The following is a 15935-nucleotide window of genomic DNA, read 5'->3' on the forward strand; positions in this document are numbered from 1 at the left end:
CTATTGAAGGTTGGATAAGGAGGGAGGTTTTGATGAGGAGCATCTTTACTAGTTGCCTTGTTAACTGTAAGAGTCGAAAGAAACAGAGGCAGGGTAAGGGCAAAACGGAAGGTTCAGTCTCAATTTTTTTAATCATGGTACTGGCTTTCGTCTTTCTATTTACCGCTGTGCTGATTGACTATGCGCGGATTGCAGCCTTCAATGTTCAGGAGGAACGTCTAGTGAGGGCTAGTGTTCGCTCTGTAATGTCATCTTACGATGTTGAGCTACGAGAAAAGTATGGTTTATTCGCCTTTGGAGAGAGTGACGGGGATATGCTGCTGTCTCAGGTCCTCAATGATAATATGCATAAAAGTGGTAGGAGTGACGCATTTAATCTTGTACCCTTCGCATTGGAATCGTCATCTTTGGAATGGAGCAGGCCGCTGGGTAGCTATGATGTTGTGAGTCGACAAATACTGGAGGAAATGAAGTATAAGGCTCCGGTGGATTTTGCTTTGGAATTGGCAGGTAAATTCAAGCCGATGTCAGGAGTAATGGCAGAGGCCTCACGGGCTACTGAATTACTCAGTAAGCTACAGCCGTTATATGACGAGCGGGAAGAGGCTTTGGATCTTATGTTAGAGCAGAGAAGCCAGGCTGCGGAAAGTGGAAGAAGGTTACATCAATGGATTATGAATCCGCCTGCAGAGTCCATTTCTGCCAGTTCACTCGGAAGTATGCAATCGGCGGCGGATATTCCCGCACAGTATAGTGACTATCTGGGGAAATATTACGATGATCTTTATCGTGATAGTAAAAAGCCTGCAAAGTACACCTATCAATTGTCTCTCTACCGGAGTCGGACTACTGAGATGTTATCGCGGCTTCCTACCATATTAACGGCTTTTCGTGAGGATCATGAAAAATCAATGGAAGGAGCGAAAGAAGCATTAAAGAAGGCACAGCAATTAAATGACGAGATGAGAAATGTATTGGAACAGTCACGAATGAAAGGGGTGGATCTATCAAATGATCCTGCTAATGACTGGGATATTCCGGCGAGCTCAGGTGAGATAAGCTCAGACCCGCTTAAAAAGCTGCGTGAGCAGGAAGATGCACTGATTCTCTCTTCAACTGATTTAAGTCAGATGGAGAATAGTATATCCACGCAGCAAAGCGCTTACAAGGCCATTGAACCGATCGTAGCAGGAATGTCGGGTGTGCTGTATGAAGCTTTGAGTGAATATGGTGACTCCTATCAAATGATCTCTTCTGTTCTTGAAGCTTCACGCGTAGTGAATAACTATCTACAGAATTACGGTAAGAAGGGAAGTATTATCGTTAGTGATTTGGCTTTAATCGAACAGCACCGTAGCTCAGATAAAGAGCGTAAGCAATTGGAGAGAGAAGCAAAATCGAAGCTGGGTGAAGCGAAAGCATTGCTTGATAAGATTCGAATGATGGGTAACGGAGTGACAGATTCTCTGAAAAGCTATCAAACACTTCGTCAATATTACGAGGAGAATATTGCTTTTAATAAGGAATTAGTATCAGATCCACTTGTTAAATCTGAAGTAAGCACTAACCCATATACTGCTGGGAGTTCGGCGATGGAGGATATGGACGGAATCTATGAAGCGATGGGTGGCATTATGGGAGGAGCTAGAGATAGACTTTTTCAAACGGAGTATTCTGCTCTCTATTTTCAACATTTTGACGTTTCTAAGTTAGCTACTCTAGCACAAGGTTCTGAGGGCACAGCTGAACTTACAGACCAGCTAAAACCACAAGCACAAGAGCTGGAATACATTCTTTATGGATTCCATAATCCCGCAGGAAATGTAGCTGCAGCGTATGCTGAAATATTTGCCATGCGGCTGTCTATTCGAACGATGGAAGGTTTTATTGAGAAGGCAAGCTTAGGAAACCCATTGGCCGTTCTGGCCGCGGCACTGTTGTATGGTATACAGCAAGCTATTCAGGATATGTTGCTACTCTGTGAGAAAGATTCGATTCCTTTGTCCAAATACTTGCCGGCGCAGCTGACTTATCGCGATCATTTGCGTCTGTTCATGATGCTGCATGGAGGCGGGAATGTTCAATTATCTCGGATGCTGGCTCTCATTCGACTGAACACAGGAATAAATCCAGATGAAAGAAGTACGTATGTCTCATCGAATATTAAGCTTGGAATGCGGCTATGGTTTCTGCCGGGTATTGTGAAGCTATTGGATTATAGCGCTGGGTATTCTGGAGAAGTGCAAGGTAGTACATATATGAGAGCAGTGCAGGCTGATTTTTCATACTAGCAGGAGGTTGGTAAGGATATGGGGGACGGGTACCGTATTAGGGGGAAGACGAAGGAAGAAGGCAGCATGGTAGTAGAAGCGGCAATGGTTCTTCCGATCTTCCTGCTGTTTGTTTTGTTCCTAATTTCTATCGTACAGATGACCTTGTATTCGACAGCCTTACAAAGCACGGCATCCGATACTGTAAAATCTATTTCAACGCATATGTACCCGGCAGCTTTGGCAGTGCAGAAATGGGGAGCAACAAGCGAAGCTGGTGCTGATCCTGTGAAGGGTGGCTCGGATCTATCCTCTGGCAATCAAGCTGAATCAAATTGGACGATTCCTCGCTTGTCACTTACAGATTGGGGCAGTAGTTATGCAATGTCATTACCTAAGCCGCTGAATGAGTGGGTCATGTCAGCTTTAGAGAAGGGCGAGGGACCTCTGCAGAAGCTGCAGGCTGAGACCTCTGAAAGTGTACTGGATCTAGCGGTTAAACCCCTATTAAAGCCGTATCTGTCATCAGACTTGTTGGATTATGATCGAATTCATGTATCCAATATTATCGTGCCTGAGTTAAAGAAGGGTACCCGACCTTACTTTGGATTGGTTGTTAGCTATGAGCTACCAATGAAGGTTCCCTTTCTAAACCAATGCATTGTACTTGAGGCAAGCGCTGTTGAACGTCTTTGGATCGGGGACACAGGAGAAGGTTCGAATAAGGGCAACGACGGCACTGGTAAACCAGAGGATTTCATTACAGTTCTGGAAAAACCAAATCCAGCTGTAGCCAATAAGCAAGGTAAAGTTCGTGCCAAGATTCCGCCGAATGCTTCCGCTAGCTTATCCGTTTTTTATAAAAGCGGGGGAAGTACTGCTAAATATTTAGGCTGGAAACAAGCGGATGCGGAAGGATATATCGAGTGGGAGTGGAAAATTGGTGTGAATACCACACCGGGTTCGTGGCCATTTGTAATTCAGCTCAATGACGGTAGATCTATTGAGGTGATGTTCACAGTAGTGAAATGAGTGAAGGCGAAAGGAGTGTAATCCATGGTGGAGTGGGCATTCTGGGGATGTATGCCGTTCCTGGCAGTTGCATTTATTACGGATATAAAGTCGATGAGAATACCAAACTGGATCACTGTCTCAGGCTTGCTTGCTGGTCTGCTTACTCAAGCGCTGATGAACGGCTGGGATGGACTGCTGAAGGCTGGTGTGGGTGCCGCTGCAGGATTTGCAGTGCTTCTGTTCATGCATTTGATAGGGGCGGTTGGTGCGGGCGATGTTAAGCTTTTTGCCGGGATCGGGGCGTGGACAGGAACACTGTTTACATTGCAGATCGTGATGTACTCCGTTTTGTTTGGGGCTTTAATAGGCTGGCTAATTGTCTTAAAGAGACGGGAGACAGGCAGGCGTACGCGTAAGATCTTTAACACAATTTCCGGATTTATATTATTGAAGAGTTCATTCCTAGTAAGAAATAAAGATAGTGAGCTGTTGAGATTTCCCTTCATGCTGGCTGTAGTCCCTGGTACCATTTGCGCTTATCTTTATTTTTAAAATAGGAGGTGATGATGCTTGTTGTACGGATTATCCCGTGACTTTATGCAGCAGGACGGTATATATATGATGCTTGGCGAACCAGAAGGGATGCCGGTGGGTAAGCTTAATATGGTTCAAGCTCGTATGCTGATGAACACTGATATTCCTCATCATTTAAGGTTGTTACTTAGGGAAATTGATTTAAAGGTTACGATGGAATATGCTGTTCTGCGTAAAAAAATGCTCAGTCATTTGCTCAAAAGTGAGAAGTTGAGCATGACCTCATTTTTTGGATTACTTCTGCAAATTGCGCAAGGGATGGAAGATGGCAGGTTATATATGCTTCGGGCGGATCAGTATGCTTTGCATGAAGATTACATTTTTATTGAAGGGTCATTGCAGAGTGGTAAGGTATATCTCACCTACATCCCTGTTCAGGGGAATGAGCCTGCTTCTAGGCTGAGAGAGTCCATCAAATCGCTGATCATGGTGATGATGGCTTCTATCACAGAGCTTACTGGGAGTGGTGTTCAAAGAGTACTGCAATACTGTGGGGAAGAAGAATTTACACCAGCGGGCTTAAAGGGTCTTCTCTCAGAGCTATTGACAGAGGGCGACTCTAGTAGAGGACAATTCAGTAGGAACGCAGAAATGGCATATTCATCACCTAAGATGACAGAAGTACGTCCGGCAGAGCCGGAAAGACGAATGCAAGAGAGAGTAAGGGAACTGTTTGTGAACGAGGTAGCTGCTCCCCTGAAAAGAATAAGTGAGCGGAACGAGGAGGAGGGTCTGCATACGCAGCAGAACTCAGCTCCGTGGTTAACCAGCTATTCCAGTACGAATCTTAGGGTGAAAGAAGAGGAGGGGGCTCTCCGGTCTACAGATGATAATGAGTTGACGAATTCACAACCCTCAAGCTCAAGAACCTATGTTATTCTAGGGTGCTTATTGGGTGATGCATTACTATGGAAGTTCCTATATCTGAATAACCCAAAACCGATATGGCTAGCCGTTTGTGGGATCGCAACGATTGCCTTGGCTACTTTTAGCTGGATGGTATGGAGCGAAAGGATAAGATTTGGAAGTGGTGAAGAAAAGGAACATACGAGTGAGGATTCTGAAGATACAAACCGGAGTCCAACTCGAAGAGAACTGGAGTGGAATTTCGGTAGGAATCCTGTGACCTCTGCGCGTCCTGCAGCAACGATTCCAAAGGTAGATCAGTATCCATCTAACCCATTATCTAACATTCCGTCTGTGCGATCTGAATCAAGGAAAGAGGAGGATAGTTCTGTAATACCACCAGGTCCAATAGCCCCAACCGCTTTATTATCACGGGAGGAAACACCTGAGCAAGACAAACGCAAGGAGAAGCTAGCTCGAAATGTTCCTTATCTCAAAAGAAGCGATGAGGAAGAGGCGGAGTCGGAAACCATTACGTTAAACCGAACTAGCTTTATCATTGGCCGATCGGCAGAAGTAGCTCAGTATGTAGAAAGATCGGAAGGAGCTTCAAGAGTACATGCGGAGATATCTAGAAGCCCAAGCGGATACGTACTAAAGGATCTCGACTCCAGAAACGGAACGATTTTTCAAGGGGAAGCCATGATCCCTTATAAAGAGTACCCGCTGTCAGAGGGGACCGTATTCAAAATTGTAAAAGGAAGCTACACATTCCACATGGGATGAAGAGCGCAAGCAAAGAGTGTTGTTTCTGCTATTTTTGGCCTTTCAAGTCTTCTAAAGCGGTTTGAAGTGTAGGGAAGGTAAAGTTAAAGCCCTGTTCTAATGCCGCGGATGGAAGGACGCGTTGTCCTTTGAGCAAGATCTCAGACAATTCACCTACTGCTGCTTTTAATAGGAAGGCAGGTAGTGGGAACCAATGTGGCCGTTTATACACTTTGCCAATCGTTCTCCCGAACTCTTCGTTCGTAACCGGATGTGGAGCAGTCGCATTAATAGGTCCGGAAATTGCGGGATTCTGAATACAAAAATCAATCAGACGGACGATATCAGTCAGGTGAATCCAGGAAACCCACTGGTTTCCCGTTCCGATGTTACCACCAAAGCCTAGTAAGTAAGGTAGCTTCATTTTTGGGAAGGCACCGCTTTCATTGCCAAGTACAACACCGGTACGCAACTTGATCATACGGATACTCTTGTATGCTTCATCTGAAGCTTCTTCCCATGTCTTAACCACGTCAGAAGGGAAGTCCATGACAAGGGCTGGTGATGATTCATTAAAGGTATCTTGCAAAGAGGTTCCGTAAATAGCCACAGCTGACGCCTGAATGACTACAGGAGGTTTGTAATTCAAACGGGCGAGTAGCTTAGCTGCAGCGGAAACGGCCCAAAGACGGGATTGCATAATTGCTTTTTTGCCGCTCTGACTCCAACGTTGGCTGAGAGAAGCTCCAGCAAGATTGACCAAAGCATCCGCATTTTCCACGGGTGTTGAATCAGCGTTAAGGCTGTCCCATGTGTGGTAACTTAGCTTAGGATGATATGGGGTAGCTTTAGGTAGATTGCGACCGATGATTGCAATTTCATTTCCTGCCAGTAGCCAGTATTTTGTTAGTTCACTGCCAATAAAACCGGTGCCGCCACATATTACATATTTCATAAGGTTGGCCTCCGTTCTGAACGCAACATCAGATTATCAATCACTTTAACAAATGGTGATAAGCAGAGTAGTCGATTTTATTCTTTTCAAGAAAATTGACGAGGAAACGATTGTCACGCCGCGGTGTGGCGACTATGTAACCTTTAATGCAGTGATCACGAGTAACCTCTTTCGCATTACTTTCCACAGCGATCTTACCGATCTCGGCAGCAATAGAATGCTTGGCAATATCGCGAAAGGGACTAGGCACAGGTTGAACAAGCTGGTCTAAGAAAGCTTTTGATTCATCACTCCAGAGTGAACGGCTGCGTTCCACCCAGTAATTTTGCCAGTCCAGCTTTGATTTTCCATCGGCTTTCGGTAATACCTTTAGGAATTTCCGGAACATAAAAAAACCGCCGATACACATGGAACCCAGCAGCATAAATGTCCAGAAAGCGATAGAGTTCATGAACCAATTGCTCGGTGTTGCGGATAATAAACCAAGTCCTGATTGGATAGACATGCATACACCACCTTTTGGCAATGAGTATTCTCACATAATTTAATCTCATATTAAAGTATAGCTTATTTCCAAAGTTTTGCGAAGCAGAACCCAGCATATTGACCTTGTCTAGATTTATTTTTCTGATCACGGTAGAATAGGGGGTAATTCGTGAAGGAAAGAGGGAAGAAGTATGCTGAAAATAGGTTCACACGTGTCTTGCTCGGACAAGGGTCTTTTGACCGCAGCAAATGAAGCAAATGAGTATGGTTCCAGCTCATTTATGATATATACAGGAGCGCCACAGAACACGCGCCGCAAGCCGATTGATGCCATGTATCCCGTTGAAGGAAAACTAGCAATGAAAGAAAACGGTGTGGAGGAGATTGTCGTCCACGCACCTTACATTATTAATCTCGCTTCCTATAAAGAGAATACGTATCAGTTGGCCGTTGATTTCTTACAAGAGGAAATCCGCCGTACGCATGCGCTTGAGGTCAAGCATATCGTATTACATCCGGGTGCATTCACTGATAAGGATGCAGAATACGGCATCCAACGGATTGCAGATGGACTTAATGAGGTTCTTGGGGGAACAAATGAAACTGAAGTTCATATCGCCCTAGAAACTATGGCTGGTAAGGGAACAGAGATCGGGCGCAGCTTCGAGGAGATTGCTTCTATTATTGATAAGGTTGAACATAACGAGCGTTTGTCCGTATGTCTTGATACTTGTCACATTCATGATGCTGGCTATGATATTGTTAATGATTTGGATGGCGTTCTAAACAAGTTTGATGAGATTATCGGCTTGAATCGTCTTGGGGTTATCCATATCAATGACAGCAAAAATCCATGTGGAGCAGGTAAAGACCGTCACACTCCAATTGGTTCGGGGTGGATCGGCTTTGATACGATTAACAAAATCGTCCATCATGAGAAATTGACAGGTCTGCCATTCATTCTTGAGACGCCATGGGTTGGTAAAGATGCGAAGAATCAGCGTCCGATGTATGAGGTAGAGATTGCTTTGCTCCGTGGTAACGTAGCTGAACGATTTGGACCGGAGTTTATAGAAGACGTTGAAAAACTGCGTGAGTTTTTTGCTAATAAGGAGATCGATTCCCGTCAATTTGTGCTTAATGTCTGGGAGATGCTGAAGAACGATGCCAAGGCCAAAAAAGCTGATCCACGTGAACCGCTGGAGCGTCTATATGATGAAGTCATCGCTGCCGAGCTGTTCCCGCAATTGAGCGAGGAAGCCATTAATCATCGCTTGATTGCATGGTTAGCAGGCAAGTAAGTGCTCGTTCACGCATAAGTTAGACTTCAGATTGCACATGTAGATGAGAGGATGGGATGAGAATCATGGAATTACACGTAAAAAGAAACAATTCGTCAGGTGTTGAGTCTTATTCCAACCGGGCGCGTATGCTCATTTCTTGTCCTGACGGACCGGGAATCGTGGCGGCTGTATCACACTTTTTGTATCAGCATGGCGCGAATATTGTGCAATCGGATCAGTACACAATGGATCCAGATGGCGGAATGTTCTTCATGAGAGTTGAGTTTGACCTTCCTGAATTAGGAGATCGTCTGGAAGAGATACGTTCTTTGTTCGGCGGTGTGGCTGAACGTTTCAAAATGAACTGGAAAATTTTTAATGTTCGTCATAAGAAAAAATTAGCCATATTTGTCTCTAAAGAAGACCATTGTCTTGTGGAGCTGCTCTGGCAGTGGCAAGCTGGTGATCTGGAAGCCGACATCGCTCTCGTCGTGAGCAACCATTTGGATATGAAATCGTATGTCGAGTCCTTCGGAATTCCTTTTCATCATATTCCAGTTACAGCTGATACTAAGGCTGAGGCGGAAAAACGTCAGCTTGAGGTCATCGGAGACGACATTGATGTTATAATTCTGGCCCGGTATATGCAGATTATCTCGCCGTCGTTTATTGAGCACTATCGCCACCAAATTATTAATATTCATCACTCCTTCTTGCCAGCCTTTATTGGAGGTAATCCTTACGCTCAAGCGTACCAACGCGGGGTAAAGATTATCGGAGCAACTGCTCACTATGTTACAGAAGAGCTTGATGGTGGCCCGATTATTGAACAGGATGTACAACGGGTTAGCCACAGTGATGATGTTATCGAGCTGAAGCGGATTGGACGCACCATTGAGCGGGTTGTTCTGGCTCGTGCGGTGAAATGGCATATCGAAGACCGGATCCTCGTCCATCAAAATAAGACAGTAGTGTTTAAATAGAGGGTTATTTTCCGGTGAGAGCCTATGGTATGAACCTGAGTGCTTTTACAGGAAACTCTATAATCTAATAGTTTCTAAATTTCTACAGGTAAAAAAGCATTTTACCAGCAGCTTGGCTATTTACGCCAAGTTGCTTTTTGTCGTTTTTCAAAACTGTGTTTTTGAGGAGGTGGAAGGCTTGGCTTTACAGCGTAGGCAACTGTTGAAACGCAATTATTTCTTCGCAAGTCTCATATTGATTACTGGAGTCGGAGGACTGCTAGGCTATGATCTCTACTTCAAGCCCTACGTATTATCCCGAACTGTGGTCAAAATCAAGGTGGAAGGCGGGGAGCTTCTTCCCAAAAACTATGAGCTGAAAGCAAGTGATTTATATCTGGATTCTGTTCAGACCAAGGATATACCTTCAGGTGTAATTACAGAAATCGCACAGGTGGAGCACAAAATTACGAATGTAAATCTGACCAACGGAAGTATTTTGACCGCATCCTTAGTGGATGTTAGTGATTTAGAACCCCTAAAGGATGAAGGGATCTTTCCTATACCGAAGGAGGCCATCTACGCCATCAATGGTTCACTGCGCAGCCGGGATAAGGTAGATATTTATCTTGTTGATGGAGACCGGGAGAGGCGGAGTGAATCGCTTAGTCCAAATAACAAGAAGAAAGAGGAAGAACTGATCGTGCAGAGCCCAATTAGCGAACCTGCAAAGGAGGTGTTTATATCTGGAGTCACCGTGAATTATGTGCGAACCGAAGACAATAATGATGTGCTGGATTCAGAAAAGGGCAATAACAATAATCGTTTCACTTCGACTGGCAAAGTGGCGACACCAGAATTGAAGTTGAAGAAAAGTGATGGCGAGCGGCTTGGACAATTTTTGGAGCAGGGAAAGAAGCTGTGGATCGTACGGGTCGTCGAGTAGGAGGGAAGCGTCTTGAAAATATTTAGTTTAGGCATAGATCAGTTAACCATTAATGATATCAAAAATGCAGGATTTATTGTAATCACACAAAGTGTACTTCCTGATCCATCTCATGCAGGAGGGCATATGCTAATGGTTACCAGTGACCAGATTCAAGCTCAGTCACTTAGCGAACTGCGCCGGAATTATCCGAGCTCAACGATCCTATATGTATATTTGCAAAAGGGAATCAGTGGTTACCAAGCTGTACATATGTTGTGTGAAAGCTTAGGAATCTATTTTATCCCTCCTCGTTCTACCTCGTCAGTAGTGATAGAGAAGATTCGCTTTATTCTAGACGAGGATGGGGAGGAACGAAGTAATCTGGTTGGTTTTTTTGGATCTGGTCCGGGGATCGGCTGTACTAGTGTAGCCAAACTGTTCGCAAGACGAATTGCCGCGGCAGGCTTTCGTGTTATTGTCCTTGGACTTGATTTATATGATCCCGGATATGACCGCAAAGCGACCATTAGTCTGGATAGGCTTCGATCAAGGCTTACAGGGAAGATGATTCATGATGAGGATTTTGAGCAATTGATTAAGCAAGATGGTTACTCGTATCTCCCAGGCAATTACGATTACTTGAGTGCACAAGATTATCAGGAGGATGAGATTGAATATTTTTTGGCTAGGGCGGGGGCAAATGCAGATGTTGTTATTGCTGACTTCGGCTCTATTCCGGAAAGTGCTGCATGGTATGTCGGAATGCACAAATCGGCACTGCGTATGATCGTCACTCATCCAAAGCATGAATACAGACTTGAACCTCTACTAGAGCTTGCTGGGCATATGGATCTACGTCCACATGATTTTCAACTAATTATTAACCGCAATAATGTGGAAGAAATATCTTCTCCTAAAAATCTAGCGCTTCGCTTTGGGACTGAAATCTTGCTGGAGCTACCGTATTACCAGCCCTTGCAGGAAAGCTTACCACTAGGCAAAAAAGAGCTGCAGCATGTGGATGATAAGGTACATTCTCTGCTCGTGTCCATGAGCCTGGCGCCAGAAGCTAAAAAGAAAGGTATATTCCTATGAATGGAAATCAACTGAACCGTCCGTTGTTCTCTCTAAAACAAAGTATCCTACGCATGAGCAAACCGGGCAAGGAAGACTTTTATGCATTTTTGCAAAAAATGAAAAACGATATGAACGAAGGGCTGGAACGTGAGGATGATGCTTACTTCGAGTTAAATGCGAAGGCGCTAATTGGCGATCCGCAGGCGGTTAGCTTTTTTATGAATGAGATAGAGAAGTACTTGCGGAAGACACCCTTTACGGGCAAGGTTCCTGAAGCATACCGAACGGCGGCAGAAGCGCTTTATCATGAGTGGAAGGGCTTTGGTCCGGCGTATCGTTGGTTTACTGATCGTGCCTACAGTGAGTCAACCGGACTACAGATGATCGGAAAGCAGATCTTTTATAACCACAAAGGCGAGTTTGTAGCTTATCCATATGAGATGCCTTCACTAGATCGGGTTGAACAGTTAAAGCGCTCCTTATTAAAAAGTGATCCCAACAAAAAGCTGAACAAGGACAACCCTTCAGTGGAGTTTAAAATGGATGACCCGCTCTGGCCTGGTCGATTTATTAGGCTTGCCATTTGGGTATCCCCGAGAGTATGGGATGGCTTCACCACAATATCGTTACGGCGGCAGGTTGTAGAGTTTCTGAGTCTAGAAGATCAGGCGGGTACGGAATGTATTCCTGCGGAAGCGGTTGAAATGATTCGGGCGTTATCATCTACCTTTCGCAATACCATTATTGCGGGCGCTGTAGGCTCGGGGAAAACAACCTTTGCAAATACAATCGTCGGCGAGCAATTGCTTGGATCTTCATCATGTATGGGTGTAGTGATGATAGAGAAGCATCCAGAGTCGATTTTACCTTACCAGATTAAAGGTCACCGAATTATTCCAATCCAGGCTGCGAATGAGGAATTGATGGAGGTAGGGGTAGAGTCACTGCGGCATGACCCAAACATTTTGTATATGACGGAAATGCGTTATAACGAATGGGAATTTTATCTATGGAGTGGGGAAAAAGGGTATGACGGCATCACCGGAACCTTCCACACCGTTGATTCGGAGGATATTCCTTATCAAGGCGCTTTTGCCGTGTCGACAAGGATTGGCGGGAGCCTTAAGGGGCATTTGATCTCTGCACTGAAATCATGCGAGCTGGTCTTTATTTTGGAAAGTGTTCCGAACGGGAAGAAGCGGTTAACGCGAATATCGGAAGTCTTTTATGACGAGGAAAAGAACTCTGTATTTGCGAATGATCTGATGCGCTGGGAACTCCAAAAGATGTGTTGGTCCTATAATGACAAGCTGACGAAGAACCTGATTCTGAAGATGACTAGGAAAAATGAGCAGGCAACACAGTTGCTCCAGAAAGAGCTGGGACGGCTTGCAACAGCACAACCAATGGATCAGCCTATCAAAGAAAGCTTGAAATCTAAGATCGTTCTTAACGAGTGAGGAGGTGAAACCGTGAATTTATTATTGTATATTCTTCGTTTTGTCCTTCATTTGTTGATTGTGTGGGGAATGTGGCTGCTCATTAAACCGCTAATCGAACGGCATTTACGGCAGGTAGGTCAGAAAGTCGATTTTCGTATCAAACATAAAATGGGTATTTTTGGTAGAAAAGTTAGCTCGGTAAAAAAAAGGCTGTGGCTCTACCGTCATCTAGATAATCTTTTATATTTTGTACACCGAAAGTATGAGCCGGGAATTAGCGTTATGCGTTTTATCATGCGTACAGCAATAGTGTTTATCGCGGTTTTTCTATCAGGACTACTGACGCTAAGCGAGCTTCCTGGGCAACTGAGTTTTAACAATCCTTTTCTGGAGGGGATAACTTTTAATGAAGGGCGTTCGATTCAAGGGGCTTGGAGATTTCCGCTTTTTATGGCTGTGATTTTTGCGACGATTCCTTATTTCCGTATGAGATACATCTACGCACAGAGGAAGGTGCATGGAAGCTATGATTTACTCGATGTCGTCAAAATCTCCACCAAATTCACTCACTTGTCGGTAGATTCCGTTCTCGATCGGACAGCGGATTTTCTTACGGATAAGAATGTGCTGAAGGGTCCCTTGAAGCTGCTAGGGGCTGCATTTTCCAATTACAGTAATGAGAAGGAGCTTGTTGAGGAAGCCGGGAGATTTTCTAATGCGATTGGCACTACCTTCGCCCTAGAATTTATATCGGATCTGCTCTATGCGGAGAAGGAAGGGACCCGTTATTTAAAAAGCTCGCTGATGCTATTAAACCGTTCTATGGAGCAACAGAGGGAAACGATTTTGACTGTGAAAGCGGGAAGTAGAGATGCGATTAGCCTTGGCTTATACGGTAATCTTCTGGTGCTGGTATCAACGGTTGGAACCTTTATGTACATGCTGAAGCCTGATATCTATTTCCAATTGCAGTTTGAGACTACAGTAGGACTTTCTTTTTTGATGGTGATCGTCTCCGGTCTTTTTATTTCTTTTGTGATCAGCACTATTCTCGCCAGACCTAAACTGGACTACCACTAAGGTGATGAGCTATGGACAGATTGTTACTATTAGTTACTGTAATCGGGATTGTATATGTCGCATTACTTGTCTTTGTAAGCAGTAGTAGTAAACAGGAAAGATATCTTGTCCGATTAGGACTACGGTGGAATAAGCTTGGGGAACGGGTGCAGGGGGATAGACTTCAGCAATTATTGAATGATTCTGGTTTATCGATTTCGGCCCGTAAAATTACGCTTTTCCGTTACTCAGCAGCGCTGATTTATTTAATAACTCAAGTCGTCAGTGATTTCATTCGTTCTAATTCTTTTTCTATCTATGCCCCTCTAATTGCTCTACTTATTCTCATAATTAGCAGTCCGATGCGCTACCTTCCGTTTGGCTGGGTGCTTGCATGGCTTCATCAAAAAACGGTTATAAAAAAAGACGGTGAGCTGATCTCTTTCATCCGTCTATACGAGAATAATCGGCTACGCAAGCGCGGATATGCGCAATTTGGCACTTTTTGCGGGAGTACGGCTGGACATTTTCAATATATACGTCAGGACTTGTACGAGTTGTCAGAACGAGCAGTAGATGAGGGTGTGGAGGGGGCGATTGAATGGTTTTGTGCAAAGTTTCCGGATAATCATAGTTTTATTAATGACATTCGGTCCATTTTGCTGGCTACTGAGGGTATGGACGACGACACAGAAGCGGCGAATTATTTGCGTGAGCAAGGTAAGATTATCTCCAAAATCTCCAGTGATCAGTATTTGAAAAAGTGGTCTTTTATCGGTGATCTATCTACGATCATTAATGTTATCCCATCGATTGCTACTTTTTTGATGATCGTCGCGATGGCGATGCAGTACATTTTACTGATCAAAGGGAATTTTAATGGGGTCGGCATGTTCCAGTGAAAAATTGTATATTCAATATTATTTAAAAAATATAAAATAAAAGGGAGATTTTAACATGAAAAAGGATGCTATTTCTACAGGTTTGTTTATCGCTATCGGATTTTTGTGCGTGGCCATCGTAATTGCCGTTTTGATTCCTGTAGTTCGAGAGGTAATTGATGCTACGGATGATAATAAACCGACGATTCCGGGTGTGACATTTATTCAACCGCTGGATTCCAGCCAAACTGCAACTGCTCGGGTCTTAACCCATACTTCGGTTTAATTCGATTATGAAGAAAGACTCTATCTCCATAGCAATGTTTCTGGCTATTGGCTTTGTGATCGCAGGGATGTTTATCACAGTAGCTACGCATATCATTGGCAGCAGTCAAGACGATATCATCACACATACTAAGCAAGTAGAGCAATATTAGAAGGAGGCGTTTCTATTGAAGGAGACCGTCCTCCGGGCATTATTCATGTGGCTTGTCCTGTTTATTATCCTGCAGCCTATTTTCACCTATATCGATTATCTGCTAGATTTGCAGGTCAAAGCTAATACGTCCTACATCACACAAAAAGCTGCAACGGAGGGGATGGTCACAGCGTCTATGCGGAACGAAGTGATTTCAAATCTGAAGGCGATTGGGTTCTCAGAGGGTTCTATAGAAATTACAAGTAGTACGGATACCATTCAAGAACGCAAACAACGAATTGATGTGTATGTAACAGCACCGCGGATAAATTTGTTTCCTTATAACTTTTCCACAGTTTCGCAGCCTACCCGATATTATGGGCATGGGTCAATTATGAGTGAATATCTTGATTGATTAAGGGATGATCCTAATTTATGGATTACATTATTAAGCTGGCATTTGTCCTACTGATCTTTATCTACTCCTGGTTCTTTCAGATCCAGAATCAGGAGTGGGACATGCTGCGCAGCATGCTAAAAGATGCAAACAATATCGCTGTTCACGATGCCGCACAGGAATTAGATGAAACTGAACTCACACGAGGTCGTCTAATTATCGATCCCGCGCTTGCTTACGATAATTTTCAGCATGCCTTGCAGGCGAATCTTGGGCTTGATAACGGTCTTTCTCCCCAAGTAGGCAGCCGTTTTAAGAATCAAGTAAAGATCGTGAAGTTCGATATTGTTGATGATTCCGATGGAGTGACTTTTCCACTTTTATACGAGGATAGTGAATATGGCATTACCAAATACATAAAGGGTCCCTCGGTTATTGCCGTCATTGAGACGGAACATCCGCTGCTGATCTCCAGAGCCAAAACACAAGAGCCAATCAGAGTACCTGCAGTTCAGGAGTATAAGTTCAATAAGTAGGAAAAATCCAATTGAGACTAGG

Annotated in this window: 17 protein-coding genes; 15 read left to right on the forward strand and 2 right to left on the reverse strand. The window is 44.1% G+C overall.

The annotated features are described in order from the left end of the window. The first annotated feature begins 134 nt into the window (after positions 1–134). Genes L1028_RS04025 through L1028_RS04040 form a run of 4 tightly spaced genes read left to right on the forward strand, consistent with a single transcriptional unit; the run spans position 135 to position 5510 of the window. The gene (locus L1028_RS04025) at positions 135–2291 is read left to right on the forward strand and encodes a hypothetical protein (protein WP_234531543.1); all 2157 of its coding nucleotides are present in this window, start codon (positions 135–137) and stop codon (positions 2289–2291) included. Between the two features lie 18 nt (positions 2292–2309). Beyond that, on the forward strand, positions 2310–3302 hold the full coding sequence (locus L1028_RS04030; protein ID WP_234531545.1) for a TadE/TadG family type IV pilus assembly protein: 993 nt from the start codon (positions 2310–2312) through the stop codon (positions 3300–3302). 24 nt (positions 3303–3326) lie between these two features. Further along, positions 3327–3836, forward strand: coding sequence for an A24 family peptidase (locus tag L1028_RS04035; protein WP_234531554.1), 510 nt, complete (start codon positions 3327–3329; stop codon positions 3834–3836). Between the two features lie 18 nt (positions 3837–3854). Further along, positions 3855–5510 (forward strand): DUF6382 domain-containing protein, encoded by a 1656-nt coding sequence (locus L1028_RS04040; RefSeq protein ID WP_234531555.1) that lies wholly within the window; start codon positions 3855–3857, stop codon positions 5508–5510. Positions 5511–5538: 28 nt separating this feature from the next. On the opposite strand, the gene L1028_RS04045 is transcribed toward L1028_RS04040, so the two are convergent. After that, the gene (locus L1028_RS04045) at positions 5539–6444 is read right to left on the reverse strand and encodes a TIGR01777 family oxidoreductase (RefSeq protein ID WP_234531556.1); all 906 of its coding nucleotides are present in this window, start codon (positions 6442–6444) and stop codon (positions 5539–5541) included. Between the two features lie 40 nt (positions 6445–6484). Further along, the gene (locus tag L1028_RS04050; protein ID WP_234531561.1) at positions 6485–6949 is read right to left on the reverse strand and encodes a DUF2621 domain-containing protein; all 465 of its coding nucleotides are present in this window, start codon (positions 6947–6949) and stop codon (positions 6485–6487) included. 172 nt (positions 6950–7121) lie between these two features. On the opposite strand from L1028_RS04050, the gene L1028_RS04055 reads away from it, so the two are divergent. The 11 genes from L1028_RS04055 to L1028_RS04105 all read left to right on the forward strand — a co-directional run bounded on the left by L1028_RS04055 (position 7122) and on the right by L1028_RS04105 (position 15913). Continuing rightward, the gene (locus L1028_RS04055) at positions 7122–8231 is read left to right on the forward strand and encodes a deoxyribonuclease IV (protein WP_234531563.1); all 1110 of its coding nucleotides are present in this window, start codon (positions 7122–7124) and stop codon (positions 8229–8231) included. Between the two features lie 65 nt (positions 8232–8296). Continuing rightward, positions 8297–9196 carry a formyltetrahydrofolate deformylase gene (gene purU / locus L1028_RS04060; RefSeq protein ID WP_234531569.1) on the forward strand — a complete coding sequence of 300 codons (900 nt, stop codon included), beginning with the start codon at positions 8297–8299 and terminating at the stop codon, positions 9194–9196. A 178-nt stretch (positions 9197–9374) separates the two neighbouring features. Next, positions 9375–10121: an SAF domain-containing protein gene (locus tag L1028_RS04065; protein WP_234531572.1), complete on the forward strand. Its 747-nt coding sequence runs from the start codon at positions 9375–9377 to the stop codon at positions 10119–10121. Between the two features lie 12 nt (positions 10122–10133). Beyond that, positions 10134–11198: a CpaE/TadZ family protein gene (locus L1028_RS04070; protein WP_234531574.1), complete on the forward strand. Its 1065-nt coding sequence runs from the start codon at positions 10134–10136 to the stop codon at positions 11196–11198. After that, positions 11195–12640, forward strand: coding sequence for a P-loop NTPase family protein (locus tag L1028_RS04075; RefSeq protein WP_234531576.1), 1446 nt, complete (start codon positions 11195–11197; stop codon positions 12638–12640). Before L1028_RS04070 ends, L1028_RS04075 begins: the two co-directional genes overlap by 4 nt. A gap of 12 nt (positions 12641–12652) precedes the next feature. Then, positions 12653–13702 (forward strand): hypothetical protein, encoded by a 1050-nt coding sequence (locus tag L1028_RS04080; RefSeq protein WP_234531578.1) that lies wholly within the window; start codon positions 12653–12655, stop codon positions 13700–13702. An 11-nt stretch (positions 13703–13713) separates the two neighbouring features. Beyond that, the gene (locus L1028_RS04085; RefSeq protein WP_234531579.1) at positions 13714–14583 is read left to right on the forward strand and encodes a hypothetical protein; all 870 of its coding nucleotides are present in this window, start codon (positions 13714–13716) and stop codon (positions 14581–14583) included. A gap of 55 nt (positions 14584–14638) precedes the next feature. Then, the gene (locus L1028_RS04090) at positions 14639–14848 is read left to right on the forward strand and encodes a hypothetical protein (RefSeq protein ID WP_234531581.1); all 210 of its coding nucleotides are present in this window, start codon (positions 14639–14641) and stop codon (positions 14846–14848) included. 7 nt (positions 14849–14855) lie between these two features. Further along, positions 14856–14999 carry a hypothetical protein gene (locus L1028_RS04095; protein WP_156113062.1) on the forward strand — a complete coding sequence of 48 codons (144 nt, stop codon included), beginning with the start codon at positions 14856–14858 and terminating at the stop codon, positions 14997–14999. Between the two features lie 15 nt (positions 15000–15014). After that, the gene (locus L1028_RS04100; protein WP_076284074.1) at positions 15015–15395 is read left to right on the forward strand and encodes a hypothetical protein; all 381 of its coding nucleotides are present in this window, start codon (positions 15015–15017) and stop codon (positions 15393–15395) included. Positions 15396–15415: 20 nt separating this feature from the next. After that, positions 15416–15913, forward strand: coding sequence for a hypothetical protein (locus L1028_RS04105; protein ID WP_234531583.1), 498 nt, complete (start codon positions 15416–15418; stop codon positions 15911–15913). Positions 15914–15935 lie beyond the last annotated feature (22 nt).

The organism is Paenibacillus pseudetheri, from assembly GCF_924513355.1.
GTDB classification, from domain to species: domain Bacteria; phylum Bacillota; class Bacilli; order Paenibacillales; family Paenibacillaceae; genus Paenibacillus_AQ; species Paenibacillus_AQ pseudetheri.

Coding starts and splice junctions, on each gene's coding strand:
- L1028_RS04025 (WP_234531543.1), top strand. CDS start 135: ATGGTACTGGCTTTCGTCTTTCTATTTACCGCTGTGCTGATTGACTAT.
- L1028_RS04030 (WP_234531545.1), top strand. CDS start 2,310: ATGGGGGACGGGTACCGTATTAGGGGGAAGACGAAGGAAGAAGGCAGC.
- L1028_RS04035 (WP_234531554.1), top strand. CDS start 3,327: ATGGTGGAGTGGGCATTCTGGGGATGTATGCCGTTCCTGGCAGTTGCA.
- L1028_RS04045 (WP_234531556.1), bottom strand. CDS start 6,444: ATGAAATATGTAATATGTGGCGGCACCGGTTTTATTGGCAGTGAACTA.
- L1028_RS04050 (WP_234531561.1), bottom strand. CDS start 6,949: ATGTCTATCCAATCAGGACTTGGTTTATTATCCGCAACACCGAGCAAT.
- L1028_RS04055 (WP_234531563.1), top strand. CDS start 7,122: ATGCTGAAAATAGGTTCACACGTGTCTTGCTCGGACAAGGGTCTTTTG.
- purU (WP_234531569.1), top strand. CDS start 8,297: ATGGAATTACACGTAAAAAGAAACAATTCGTCAGGTGTTGAGTCTTAT.
- L1028_RS04075 (WP_234531576.1), top strand. CDS start 11,195: ATGAATGGAAATCAACTGAACCGTCCGTTGTTCTCTCTAAAACAAAGT.
- L1028_RS04085 (WP_234531579.1), top strand. CDS start 13,714: ATGGACAGATTGTTACTATTAGTTACTGTAATCGGGATTGTATATGTC.
- L1028_RS04090 (WP_234531581.1), top strand. CDS start 14,639: ATGAAAAAGGATGCTATTTCTACAGGTTTGTTTATCGCTATCGGATTT.
- L1028_RS04095 (WP_156113062.1), top strand. CDS start 14,856: ATGAAGAAAGACTCTATCTCCATAGCAATGTTTCTGGCTATTGGCTTT.
- L1028_RS04105 (WP_234531583.1), top strand. CDS start 15,416: ATGGATTACATTATTAAGCTGGCATTTGTCCTACTGATCTTTATCTAC.